General features: G+C 74.6%; 12 protein-coding genes and 1 pseudogene. 4 read left to right on the plus strand and 9 right to left on the minus strand.

All coding sequences use genetic code 11. The features are described 5' to 3' along the window. The 4 genes from UW392_RS46430 to UW392_RS46445 form a co-directional block, all read right to left on the minus strand. Nucleotides 1–525 (minus strand): wax ester/triacylglycerol synthase domain-containing protein (locus tag UW392_RS46430; RefSeq protein WP_320781384.1); only part of this gene is annotated, 525 nt, incomplete at its 3' end. Nucleotides 526–703: 178 nt separating this feature from the next. Further along, nucleotides 704–1,912: a beta-ketoacyl-[acyl-carrier-protein] synthase family protein gene (locus UW392_RS46435; RefSeq protein WP_320781385.1), complete on the minus strand. Its 1,209-nt coding sequence runs from the start codon at nucleotides 1,910–1,912 to the stop codon at nucleotides 704–706. Then, on the minus strand, nucleotides 1,909–2,187 hold the full coding sequence (locus tag UW392_RS46440) for an acyl carrier protein (RefSeq protein ID WP_320781386.1): 279 nt from the start codon (nucleotides 2,185–2,187) through the stop codon (nucleotides 1,909–1,911). The genes UW392_RS46435 and UW392_RS46440 overlap by 4 nt, the downstream gene beginning before the upstream one ends. Before the next feature lie 358 nt (nucleotides 2,188–2,545). After that, nucleotides 2,546–2,902, minus strand: coding sequence for a DUF1330 domain-containing protein (locus UW392_RS46445; RefSeq protein WP_320781387.1), 357 nt, complete (start codon nucleotides 2,900–2,902; stop codon nucleotides 2,546–2,548). Between the two features lie 140 nt (nucleotides 2,903–3,042). Here UW392_RS46445 and UW392_RS46450 point away from each other — a divergent pair, with 140 nt between their 5' ends. Further along, nucleotides 3,043–4,101 carry a LacI family DNA-binding transcriptional regulator gene (locus tag UW392_RS46450; RefSeq protein WP_414497434.1) on the plus strand — a complete coding sequence of 353 codons (1,059 nt, stop codon included), beginning with the start codon at nucleotides 3,043–3,045 and terminating at the stop codon, nucleotides 4,099–4,101. Between the two features lie 19 nt (nucleotides 4,102–4,120). On the opposite strand, the gene UW392_RS46455 is transcribed toward UW392_RS46450, so the two are convergent. After that, entirely contained in the window at nucleotides 4,121–4,732 is a 612-nt protein-coding gene (locus tag UW392_RS46455) for a chloramphenicol phosphotransferase CPT family protein (protein ID WP_320781389.1), read from the minus strand. Nucleotides 4,733–5,040: 308 nt separating this feature from the next. Here UW392_RS46455 and UW392_RS46460 point away from each other — a divergent pair, with 308 nt between their 5' ends. Continuing rightward, entirely contained in the window at nucleotides 5,041–5,241 is a 201-nt protein-coding gene (locus UW392_RS46460) for a hypothetical protein (protein WP_320781390.1), read from the plus strand. Between the two features lie 37 nt (nucleotides 5,242–5,278). Here the strand turns inward: UW392_RS46460 and UW392_RS46465 are convergent, their stop codons facing one another. Both UW392_RS46465 and UW392_RS46470 read right to left on the minus strand, forming a co-directional pair. Next, the gene (locus UW392_RS46465) at nucleotides 5,279–6,952 is read right to left on the minus strand and encodes an FAD-dependent oxidoreductase (protein ID WP_320781391.1); all 1,674 of its coding nucleotides are present in this window, start codon (nucleotides 6,950–6,952) and stop codon (nucleotides 5,279–5,281) included. 31 nt (nucleotides 6,953–6,983) lie between these two features. Continuing rightward, on the minus strand, nucleotides 6,984–7,901 hold the full coding sequence (locus tag UW392_RS46470; protein WP_320781392.1) for a diiron oxygenase: 918 nt from the start codon (nucleotides 7,899–7,901) through the stop codon (nucleotides 6,984–6,986). Between the two features lie 299 nt (nucleotides 7,902–8,200). Here UW392_RS46470 and UW392_RS46475 point away from each other — a divergent pair. Beyond that, nucleotides 8,201–8,626, plus strand: a pseudogene (locus UW392_RS46475) (erythromycin esterase family protein); the annotation flags it as partial. Nucleotides 8,627–8,838: 212 nt separating this feature from the next. Here the strand turns inward: UW392_RS46475 and UW392_RS46480 are convergent. Together UW392_RS46480 and UW392_RS46485 are read right to left on the minus strand one after the other, a co-directional pair. Then, nucleotides 8,839–9,381, minus strand: a complete 543-nt coding sequence (locus UW392_RS46480) for a superoxide dismutase family protein (RefSeq protein ID WP_320781393.1) — start codon at nucleotides 9,379–9,381, stop codon at nucleotides 8,839–8,841. Beyond that, complete coding sequence (locus tag UW392_RS46485) at nucleotides 9,381–10,661, minus strand: LysR substrate-binding domain-containing protein (RefSeq protein WP_320781394.1); 1,281 nt, start codon at nucleotides 10,659–10,661, stop codon at nucleotides 9,381–9,383. Before UW392_RS46485 ends, UW392_RS46480 begins: the two co-directional genes overlap by 1 nt. 293 nt (nucleotides 10,662–10,954) lie before the next feature. Here UW392_RS46485 and selA point away from each other — a divergent pair. Next, nucleotides 10,955–12,192: L-seryl-tRNA(Sec) selenium transferase (selA, locus tag UW392_RS46490; protein WP_320781395.1), on the plus strand; the 1,238-nt coding region annotated here is incomplete at its 3' end.

Below are 12,192 nucleotides of genomic sequence, written 5' to 3' on the forward strand. Positions count from 1 at the left end.
GCCCAGGCGGCGCAGCTCCTTGCGCAGGGCGGCCGGCACGGCGGGCGGACGCGGAGCGGCGGGCACCGGCGGACGCGGCGGCACGGCGTCGTCCGTCAGCAGCCGGACGAGCGACTCCAGCGACCTGCCGTCGAGCAGTCCGTGGTGGGCGAACAGGACCAGCGCGTGCTCACCCTCCGGCGTCGCGTCCTCCGCCACGACCAGCCGCCAGAGGGGTCGGTCGGCGGGCAGCGGACGGCTGACACCGGCGGTCAGGACGGACTCCAGCCCCTCGCCGGCGGTGGCGACGACATGGTCGGCCGGATCGAACGGCCCGGCGGGCGACCAGTGGTGACCCGACAGCGCGGCCGGTCCGGCGGGCTGCCCGAGGACCCAGCTCATGCGCTCCAGGCGGCCCCAGCGGGCACCGACCCGGGACCGCACCTGCGCCAGGTCCGGCGGGTCCCCGGCGAACAGCGCGGCGATGCCGATGGTCCCCGGCTGTCCGCTGCGAATGTGCCCTTGGTCCACTACCGACAGCCTCATCTGGTGGGTTGCCTTTCCTCATGCGCTCGGGCACCGCTGCCGGCTGCCCTCCAACGACTTCGTCGTCCCCGTGCCCGTCCCGTACCGTCCGGTGTCCGTCCGGTTCGCGTCCGGGTTCCGGTGGGGTCCGGTACGGCCCCACCGCCAGCCCTCCTCCGTTGCGGACCGTCCCCCGCGGTCACCCGTGCGGCGAGGCGAACACGACACAGGCGTTGTGACCGCCGAAGGCGAAGCTGTTGCTGATCACCGGCCCGTCCGGGAGCTTGCGGGGCGCGCCCGTGACCACGTCCAGCGCGCACCGCGGGTCCAGCCGCGCGAGGTTGGCGGTGGGGGGCGCCAGCCCCTCGCGCACGGACAGGACCGCGATCACGGCCTCCAGCGCCCCCGCCGCTCCCAGCGAGTGGCCCGTCACCGACTTGGGGGCGGTGACGGGCACGGCGGCGGTGCCGAAGACGGCGTTGACCGCCCGTGCCTCCGCGACGTCGTTGAGCTCGGTGCCGGTGCCGTGCGCGTTGACGTGCGCGACCTCGTCCGGGCGGAGGCCCGCGTCGGCGAGCGCCAGCTCCATGCAGGTCCGGGCACCGGTGCCGTCCGGATGCGGGGCCGTGAGGTGGTGGGCGTCGGAGGTGCGTCCGTACCCCTCGAGCGTGGCGTGGATCCGGGCCCCCCGCGCGCGGGCGAGGTCGAGCCGCTCCAGCACCAGGAACGCGGCCGCCTCGGCGAGCACGAAACCCCGCCGGTCCGCGTCGAACGGCCGGGACGCGCCGGCCGGGTCCTCGGTTCCGGTGGCCATCGCGCCGGCCCGGCCGAAGGCCAGCGCGGTCGTGGGCGTCAGGGGTGCCTCGTGCCCTCCGGCCACCACCACGTCGGCGCCGCCCGCCCGGATCATCTGCAGGGCCTCACCCACCGCGTGGGTGCCTGAGGCACACGCGGTCGAAAGGGTGAAACCGGGCCCGGTGATCTCGTGCCTGGCACTGATCCAGTACGCCCCCGCGTTGTGCATCAGCCGGGGCACGTAGAGCGCGGAGGGACTGCCGATCCCGCTCTCCTGGGTGCTGACCCCGCCGTAGCCGGTGCCGGTGACCACCGCCCGCCGCACCGGCGGGGCGTCGAGCCCGCCGGCGTCCCGGACGGCGTCCGCGGCCGCGCACAGGGCCAGCTGCACGGACCGGTCCGTGCGCCGGATCTCCTTCACGGTCAGGCAGGACCCGGGGTCGAAACCGGGCACGGCACCCGCGGGACGGACGACGGCGCCCTCGTCGTCGAAGGCGTGCAGGGACGTCGCGGAACGGGCCTCGAGCAGGCGCTCCCACAGCGCCGCCGGGGTCGCTCCGGCGGCACACCGTACGCCCAGGCCCGTGACCGCGACCGCGTCGTGCCGAGTCATGCGACGGCCCGCCTCCGGTCGTCGTCCGAGGCGCGCTGTCTGACGATGAGGTCCGCCACGTCACCGACCGTGGCCACCCCGGCGGTCTTCGCCGCCTTGAGGGACACCCCGAACAGTTCCTCCACGGCGGCTTCCAGTTCGGTGACGTCCAGGCTGTCGGCTCCCAGGTCGGCGACCAGCCGGGCCTCCGGCACCACCGACTCCGGCGGCACCGACATCACCTGCGCGCACAGAGGGTTCAACGCCTCCATGACGTCCCGATGTGCAAGGTCCATGCAGTTCTCCCATCTCCCGCTGCCGCACCGGATCGTGGTGCGGCCTCGTTCTTCCTGGCCGGCGGCGCGTCCGCGGCGAGCGGTGCTCCCACGGCGGTGCGCGCCGGCCGTCGGCACAGCGGAAGCGGGACACCTTCAACGGGCGCCCCGTCCCGCTCAATTGGTTCTGCTCGCTCGACGGCCAACGACCACGACCGAGACGCAGTTACTCGGGCGGCCGGCCGATGGCACGTTCAGGTGACCCGGTGAGCGGTGGGAGCGCGGCGGTCCGTACGCGGGACCGAGCACTGGATCTGGCTTTCGGATTCCTGGACCCCCGGCGTGCGCCCCACGGGCGAGGGACCGCCGGGGCCGTGCGTCACCGAGCGGTCTGCGCCGCCCTGATCGCGGCGGCCGTGGCGGCCGGGTCGTAGGCGGGGCCGGAGACCCCGTCGATCAGCAGGGCGGTCCCCTCCATGTGCCGGGTGCGCAGGGGCAGTATCTCCTGGTAGGCCGGGGACGCGTACCAGGCGCGGGCCTCGGCCAGCGACGGGAAGGCGATGACGACGAGCGCCCCCGGCCAGTCGCCCTCGACCGCGTCCCGCTCGGGCGCCCCGTGCACCAGGAAGCGCCCGCCGAAGGGGTCCAGGGTGCCCTGGATGGTCTCCATGTAGGTCAGGACGTCCTCGTGGAGGTGGGCCGGCGGGTGGAGGTCGGCGATGGCGTAGGCGGGCATGACGGCTCCTGTTCCCTGGCGCGCTCTTCCGCGCGAAGCTGCGGTGTGCGGTACGACCACCACACTGCCGGGGGCCGGGACGCGGGTCGATTACCCGGGGGGTAAGGACGGGGCGGGGGGTGGCGATGCCCCGTGGCACCATGCGTGCACATCGGGGTGGGGACGGGGGCGGTGTGGCGGGCAGACCGAGGATCAAGGACGTGGCGGAGTACGCGGGCGTCTCCCCGAAGACCGTCTCGAACGTGATCAACGACTACGAGCACGTGTCGGAGCGGACCCGGGCCGCCGTCCGGGAGGCGATCGACGCGCTCGGCTACCGCGTCAACCTCGCGGGACGCCAACTGCGCCGGGGCCGTACCGGCGTGATCACCCTGGCCGTCCCGGAACTGGACGTCGCCTACTTCGCGGAACTGGCCAAGTACGTCATGGCGGAGGCCGACCGGCGCGGGCGCACCGTGCTGCTCCACCGGACCGGTGCGGTGCGCGAGCGCGAACTGGCCGCGCTGCACGGCTTCGACGCGCAGTTCTGCGACGGTGTCATCCTCAGCCCGCTGTCCCTGCGGCCCGGGGACCTCGCCACCCACGACCGCCGGCTGCCGGTGGTCCTCCTCGGGGAGCGGCCCGCGGAGGGCGCCACCGACCACGTCGGCATCGACAACGTGCGCGCCGCGCGCGAGGCCGCCGAGCACCTGCTGTCCCGGGGGCGCCGCCGCATCGCGGTCGTCGGCGGAGCCGTCCGCGGCCGCCAGGGGACGGACCGGCTGCGCACGGACGGCTGCCGGCAGGCGCTGGAGGCGGCCGGCCTCGGCCTCGACGCGGCACTGGTGGTCCCGGTGGACGCGTACCACTGGCGGGACGGGGCCCGGGCGGCGGCCGGGCTGATGGGCCGTCGGGAGCCGCCGGACGCCCTGCTGTGCCTGAACGACCACCTGGCGCTGGGAGCGCTCCGCGCGCTGCACGAGGGCGGCCGCGCGGTGCCCCGGGACCTGGACGTGGTGGGCTTCGACGACGTCGAGGCGTCGCGGTTCAGCGTGCCGAGCCTGACCACGGTCGCTCCCGACAAGGAGGAGATCGCGCGAACGGCGGTGTCCTTGCTGCTGGAGCGGATCGACGACCCGGAGCCGGGGCCGCCGCGGGACCATGTCGCCGGGCACCGGCTCAGGGTGCGGGAGAGCAGCGGTGGGGGACCGGCGGGGTGAGCCCGCGGCGGCGTGCCGGTCACGGCCGCAGCGACCGCCGCAGCCGCTCGAACGCGGTGGGGCGCGGCCGGTCGGTCAGCACGTCGCGGATGCGCAGGGCGCACTCGGCCGGGCTGTGCAGACTCGTGTCGATGTCCAGGTCGTGCACGCCGTGGGCGTGCACGTGGTCGTACTGGGTCGCGGCCAGTCCGTGCTGCCGGTCGCCGCGTTCCCGCTCGCGGCGTTCCAGCTCGGGCAGCGGGCAGTGCACGCCGATCAGCACCGTGTTCTGGGGGTCGAGCAGGTCGAGCAGGTCGAGCAGCCGCCAGGGGCTGCTGAGCGGGTAGTCGACGACCAGGCGGTTGCCGCCCGCCGCCATGCCGGCGACGGCACGGTGGAAGCCCTTGCAGGTGCGGTCGATCTCGGCCTGGACGTCGTCGCCGGGCAGGGCGTGGCCCCCGCGCATGCCGTGGAACGCGTCGACCGGCATGTGGAACCACGTCCCGTCGAGAACGCTGAGCAGTTCCCGGGCGATGCTGGTCTTGCCCGAGCTGGAGGTGCCGTTGAGCAGGATCACCGTGCCGCCGGCCGTGGTGTCGGGGATGCGCGCGTGGACCGGCTCCGCCGGGCCGGTCACCGTCTCGGTCGTCATCTGCTTCCTCCGTGGTCACTCCGCCCCTCGGGGCGGGGATCTCCCCCCTTCGGGCGGGAGAGCGTCAAGGTGATCCTAGGCACCGCGGAGCCGGTCCGGCGGGCGGGCGCGGTACGACTGACCGGTCGGCGGCCGACGGGAGGCGGCTGGCCCGCTAAATCGAGCCAAATGGGCATTTTGGCGCCAACTCACGGTCCGATCGAAGCGGCACAGCTGATTCCGCGCTACACAGGAAGACCGGGGTGAACGTTCCTGCTTTGCCGCGTCCGTCCGCCAGGGCGGGGGTGGCCCGACAGGGGGTCCTGGCCATGAGCCTGACCATCAACATGGCGCTGCTGCTGGCCGTCGTCATCATCCTGCTGTTGTTCCGCCCGGTGCAGGCGAGGAAGCGGTGGGACCAGTTCCTGGTCGTCGTCCTCTCCGTCATCCTGGGCGTGCTGTTGGCGCCGACCGACTTCGGGCGGTCGATCATCAACGGCCTCGGTCAGTTGACGCAGAGCTTCTCGTAGGCCGTCCGGTGCGCAGGGCCGGGCGGCCGAGCGGCTCTCACCGCGTGAGCCGTCGGCGCTTCGACGCCGCGACCAGTTCCGGGACGGTGGCCAGTTTGCCGCGCGGTCTGCCGTCGTCCGCGCCGCGGGCGAGTTCGGCGCGCTCGATGGCGGCGAGCCCGCGCGCGTCGACCAGGTCACGGCCGCGGCGCCGCACCAGACGCCGGAACGCCCTCGACGAGCCGGGCGGTGTCGGCAGCGCACCCGCGACGGCGTCGGCCAGCAGCGTGCCGACGGTCTGCGCGGCGCAGGCGCGGTTGGCGCCGATGCCGCCGGAGGGACCCCGCTTGATCCACCCCACGACGTACGCGCCCGGCTGCCCCACCACCCGGCCGTTCTCATGCGGAATCGTTCCTGCATGTTCGTCGAACGGCAGTCCGGGTACGGGAGTTCCCCGGTAGCCGATCGCCCGGAGCAGCATCCCGGTCCGGATGTCGACGTCACCCCCGCCGGCGGGCCCGGTGACCCGCACCGCGTGGACGGCCTCGGCGCCGTCCCCGCCCCCGTCCGCACCGAGCGCCTCCACGGGTGCGGAGTGGAAGCGGAGGACGATGCGGCGCCCGGCGGGCGGCGGGCCCGACCAGTCGACTCGCGCGCGGGGGACGTCCCTGAGCAGGGCCGCCTTGTCATGCGGCGAGGCCGCGTCGATGACCGCGCCGGCCCGCGGGTCGTGGTCGTCGACGACCAGCGTCACGTCCGGGAGCTGGGTGAGGGCGAGCAGTTCGGGACGGGTGCAGGCCGCGTCCTCGGGGCCGCGGCGCCCGAGCAGGACGACCTCGCGCACGGCGCTGCGGCGCAGGGCCTCGAGCGCGTGCCCCGCGATGTCGGTGCCGGCCAGGTCCTCGGGGTCCGCGACCAGGATGCGGGCCACGTCGAGGGCGACGTTGCCGTTGCCCACCACGACGACCCGTTCCGCGGAGAGGTCGACCGCGTCGGGCGCGACGTCGGGATGGGCGTTGTACCAGGCGACGAAGGTACGGGCCGGGACACTGCCGGCCAGGTCCTCGCCGGCGATGCCCAGGCGCCGGTCACCGGAGGCGCCGACCGCGTACACGACGGCGTCGTGGTGCGCGGCCAGCTCCTTCGCACTCACGTCCTCGCCCACGCGCAGCCCGAGCAGCATCCGTACCCGCGGGTGGTCGTGCAGACGGGCGAACGTGTCGCCGACCTTCCGGGTCGAGGGGTGGTCGGGCGCCACGCCGTACCGTACGAGGCCGCCGGCCACCGGCAGCCGGTCGATCAGGGTCACCTCGGCGCCGGTGTGCAGGAGCAGGTCCTCGGCGGCGTACATGCCGGCCGGACCGGTGCCGACGACCGCGACGCGGAGCGGCGGGAAGTCGGCGGGCAGCGTGCGCGCGAACACCGGCGCGCCCCAGGGGTGGAAGTTGGGGCTGTCGGCGGCCACCTCGTCGGGCGCCGCGTCCGCGTAGTACGCGGCGTTGATGTCGGCGTACGCCGCGCGCGGGCCGGTGAGCGCGTCCACGGGGAAGATCGCGTCCACCGGGCAGGCGTCGGCGCACGCACCGCAGTCGATGCAGGACCTCGGGTCGATGTACAGCATCTCCGTGCTGCCGAAGGAACGTTCCTCCGGAGTCGGGTGGATGCAGTTGACCGGGCAGACGGCCACGCACGTGGCGTCGCTGCAGCAGGTCTGGGTGATGGCGTAGGTCATGGTCCCTGGGATCCGTGTCCGGGTGAGCGCCCTAGATCAGGGCGGCGCGCTTGTAGAAGGCCAGGGCCGGCCGGGTGAGGAGCCGGCACGAGGCCAGGAACTCCATGAGGCCGGCGCAGCTGGAGCGCATCATCGCCTTGTGGTGCTCGTTGGCCCGGGCCTCGGCCAGCGCGCGCTTCTCGTCCAGACCCGCGTTGGCGTACACCTTCCGGTTCACCATGCTGGTGACGATGACGTACGCGGACACCGCGATCAGGAGCGCGTGGACGTTCCGGCGGACCCGCCCCGCCTTCGCCAGGTGCCTGCGCGTCTCCTCACGCGCGAACTTCATGTGCCGGGACTCCTCGACGACATGGATGTTGTTGATGGTGCGCACGAACGGTACGACCCGCTCGTCCCGCATCCAGTCCCGCTGCATGACGTCCAGGACCTCCTCGGCGACCAGGATCGCCGCGTAGGCGGCCTCGCCGAACGCGGTGGTCTTGAAGAGCCGGCCGAGCTCGACGGCGACCCGGCGCGGGCGGTACGCCGGTGCGCCCAGCTTGCGGGCGCCGCGGGCGAACATGATCGAGTGCCGGCACTCGTCGGCTATCTCGGTGAGGGCCCACTGCACGCGATCGTCGGTGGGGTCCTTCGCGTAGATGTCACGCAGGATCAGCTGCTGCAGGATCATCTCGAACCAGATGCCGGTGCTGGCGACGGAGGCGGCCTCCTGCCGGGTCAGCTCCTTGCGCCGGTCCTCGGTCAGTTCGGCCCAGTACGCGGTGCCGAACAGGGTGCTCCACTCCGGGCTCGCGCCGTGGAAGTCCTTGTCCAGCGGCGTCTCCCAGTCCACCTCCGTCGCCGGGTCGTAGGACAGCGTCGCCGACGAGTCGAGCAGTCGCCTGGCGACACCGGGGCCGCTGCGGGCGTCGTCCTGGAATTCCGGCCGGGCCGTGCTGCTTGCCATGCTCCCCACTCCTCGTTCAGAGCCACCGCGTCTTCCGGACGGCGACCCCGGCGGGGCCACCGTCGACCGTTGTTAGACGGAATGTATAACAAGGGACGCGGTCGGCCTACCCCTCGGTAGGGATCAGTCGGTGAGCACCTCGACACAGCCGGGCCGACGGGAATCGCAGGGGAGTCGGGGCGATGACCGGTGCGTGGACGCGCTGCCGGTCACGCCACCTCCTGGTGCCGCGGCCCCCGCGCTCAACGCGCGCGGAGGTACGCCTCCAGTTCGGCGGCCCCGGCCAGCATCGCGCGCCCGCCGACAACCTCCTCGCCGTCGCCGGGCGTGGCCCGGCACTGGTGCACGCCCACAACAGCCATCTCCAGCGGCAGCGGAGCACGGTGCGGATGGGCGGCCGGCGGCTCGAGTGGTGGGGCGCCGGCGCACTGGTCGACACCCACCTCGGCGACGGGTACGGCTTCCTGGCGACGGCCCTCGGCACGATCCGGCACCAGGGGGTGGACACCCCGTCGCCGGACACCGTCGAAGGGCCCCTGTACGCGCTCCCCGCGCTCTCCGAGGACAGCTGCCTCGTCGACGCGCCCCGGCTGGCCGCCTCCCTGGGCGCCGGCCCGCCGCCCGCCGCCCGCGTCTCCCCCTGGTTCGGCTACGCGCCCCTCGAACCGGCCCACCTGGCCGCGACCGACGGCATCGTCTTCGTCAAGGACGTCCCGCGGAGTTGATGCCGCCGGGCGGACCGGCGCGCAGCGGCAGCCCCCGGCGGGGCTGTCGAGCCCCGCCGGGGGCTGCCGCTGCGCCATGACCCGGGTCCCGGTCGCCGGCCGGGTGTCCCGGTCCCCCAGCTGAACGGTCCCTCAGTCGAACAAACCCCTCAGTCGAACAAGCCCCTCAGCCCCTCATGCCTTACTCCTTGCACCGTTGAGTCGCCCCGCAGTCAGTCGAACGGCACGGTGATGCAGGCCAGCCGCGCCCCGGCCGTGCCCGCGTGCCCGGGATGGGTCATCGTGGCGTGCTCATGGATGATCACGGACCTGGCCTGACCGGTGCGGAAGCGCCAGTCGACCGTGGACCGGGAGGCGGCGTCGCCGCCCGCGTCCGTGGTGAAGTCGAGCCACACCTCGTTCTTGCGGTTGGCGTACGCGGGATCCACCGAGGGCTGCACCGGGTCCACCCGGTTCTGGTAGTGCGGGCCGGCGTCCTCGGGCTTGGCGCCGCACGGCTCGGTGTGGATGTGGGCGCCGTAGGTGCGGTTCGGCTCGAGGTCCTTCACACCGAGGTCGATCGTGGTCGTACCGTCCCGGTTCGACCACTGCGCCACCACGGCGCGGCTCCCCTTCGGCACGGCGGACCGGTCGTAGGTGATGGCGTCCTCCGGTGAGACGCCGAAACGTTCGTGGACCACCACGCTCGGCTGGTGCGTTCCCCCGGTCGGCAGGGCCGCCACCGCTACAGCCAGGAATGTCGCGACTAAGGACATCAGTGCTCCATCTCTCCGGGAACTCTTGCGCCCGCCATGAACCCTGGCTTCTGCCGAGCACCTCGCACCACCGGATAACGAGCCATGCGGGGAGGTCCGCCACCGGCACGCCCGTCGCGGACGGCCGCTGCCGCCCCAGCAGACGACGGCGGCGCGGGGACGGGGACAGCCGGACTGGCCGGTGCCGCCGTCCCCGCCCGGCGGCCGCGCCCGCGGCGCCCGCCTCCGCCGCGGTCCCGTGCCGGACCCGTCGTGCCGTGTCGGCGGCGCCGGGCACCGTACGCGGGCAGGCACCGGGCGGTGCGCGGACGATCCGGTAGGGGTCCACATCGCGCTGGGTGACCCGTTCCCGCCGCGGCAGCGGGCGGGCCGCCGACCTGGCTCAGCCCCCGACCGGCGGGAACGCCTCCCGCATACGCACGAGCAGGGCGCTCGCCGCCGGGGTGGTGGGACCGTCCGACGGCCAGGCGAGGGCGACCCGTGCGGAGATCGGGTGGGACGAGCCGGAGCGTGCGCAGCCCCGGGGCGGCCGCCGCCTCGGCCGGTACGTCCGGGAGGACGGCCACCCCGAGGCCGGCGGCCGCGAGGCGGGCCAGCAGGGCCGGTGCGGCGGCCTCGAAGGCGTTGTGCGGCCGGAGGGCCGCCCGCCTGCAGGCGTTGTCCAGGGTGCCGCGCGAGCCGGTGCCGCGCGGCAGGCTGATCAGGGGACGGCCGGTGAACGCGGCCAGGGGGAGCGTGCTCCGGTCGGCGGGGACGAGCAGCGGGTCGCCCACGGGCACCGCGGCCACCAGCGGCACGTCGACCACGATCCGGAGGTCGGCCCCGGGCGGCGGGTCGGCCTCGGTGACCCCGGCCAGGGCGAGGTCGAGCTCACCGCGGCGCAGGGCGGTGCGCATGCGCGCCGACGTGTCCTCCCTGAGCACCGTCTCGACCCCCGGGTGCTCCTCGTGGAAGCCGGCCAGCACGGCGGCCACGTCGAACTCCTCGGCGGCCGCGCCGGAGACGAGACCGATGGTGACCTGCCCCCGGACGAGACCGGTGAACTCGTCGACCGTCTGCCGCATGCCCTCCACGGCCGCGAGCGCCGCCCGCGCGTGGGGGAGCACCGCCTCACCCACCGCCGTCGTGGTCACGGTCCGGCCGGAGCGGTCCAGCAGGGGCCGCCCGAGCTCCCGCTCCGGCTGCCGGATCTGCGCGTTCACCCCGGGCTGGGCGAGGTGAAGACGCTCGGCGGCACGGGTGAAGCCGCCCCACTCGACGACGGCCAGAAGGTACTGCAACTGGCGGAGCTCCATAACCGGAAGCCAGCCGCAGGAAGAACTGTCTCCTGAACTCATGACCCACCGTCAACCACGCTGCTGATCATGGGAAGCAGCGCCCCGCCACCCCGGTGTGGCGCCGCTGCGCGGCCCCGCCCCGACCGTACGCTGACCACGCTGGGTGACGGATCCGCAGGGGGACACCGGCCCGCTCCGGAAGCGCGGCGAGTGCCGGCTGCCGGGCCACAGGGCCCGTTTCCCCTCCGGCCGCCTCCCGGCCTCCCCGGACCTCGGCGAAGGCGCAGGCGCAGGAGATGGAAGACGACCACACCTCGACGATGCCGACGGCCGTACCGGCAGGGGTACGACACCGTCCACCGCGCACCGCCGCCGGCGGCCCCGGTACCGGGGCCGCCGAGGACGTACGACGCGGGCTGCCCCGTACCGACGTGGCCCTGGCCGATCCCCGGCTGGCCGCCGCCGCGGACCGGCTGGGGCGCGGGCTCGTGAAGGCGGTGGTGGCCGGAGCGCAGGAACGTGCGCGGGCCGGTGAGATCCCTCCCCACCAGGTCACCGAGGAGGCGGTGGCCGCGCTGCCCGCCACCGCCTCCCGGCTACGGCCCGTGATCAACGCGACCGGGGTGCTGCTCCACACCAACCTGGGCCGGGCCCCGCTGTCCGCGGCGGCGTGCGAGGCCGTGCTCGCCGCGAGCGGCACCACGGACGTCGAACTCGACCTCACCACGGGCGCACGTTCCCGGCGGGGCCGGTCGGCGATCGAGGCGCTGCTGGAGCGGGTGGAGCCCGCGGAGGCCGCCCACGTGGTCAACAACGGCGCGGCGGCGCTCGTGCTGGCGGCCACCGCACTGGCCCGGGGCCGGGACATCGTCGTCAGCCGGGGCGAGATGGTGGAGATCGGGGACGGTTTCCGGCTGCCGGACCTCCTCGTGAGCACCGGCGCCCGGCTCCGGGAGGTCGGCACGACCAACCGCACCACCCTCGCGGACTACGCGGCGGCCGTGACCGCGGAGACCGGTTTCGTCCTCAAGGTGCACCCCTCCAACTTCCGCGTCACCGGCTTCACCCGCGACGTCGGCGTCGCCGACCTCTCCCGGCTGGGCGTCCCCGTGGTCGCGGACATCGGCTCGGGGCTGCCCGCCCCCGAACCGGCGCTCCCGGGCGAGCCGGACGCGACCACCTGGCTGCGTGCCGGCGCCGCCCTGGTGACCGCCAGCGGCGACAAGCTGCTGGGCGGCCCGCAGTGCGGCCTCCTGCTGGGCCACGCCGAGCTGGTGCGGCGGCTCGCCCGGCACCCCCTCGCCCGCGCACTGCGCGTGGACAAGCTGACCCTCGCCGCGCTGGAAGCCACCCTGCGGGGCCCCGCGACCCCGGTCCACGCCGCCCTGCACGCGCAGCTCGGGCGCCTCAGGGAGCGTGCCGAGCGGCTGGCCGCGCACCTCCGCCACCAGGGGCTGGACTGCCTGGCGGTGGACAGCGAGGCGGTGATCGGCGGCGGTGGTGCGCCCGGGGTCACGCTGCCGAGCGCCGCGCT

It is taken from the genome of Streptomyces sp. CRN 30 (genome assembly GCF_034105845.1).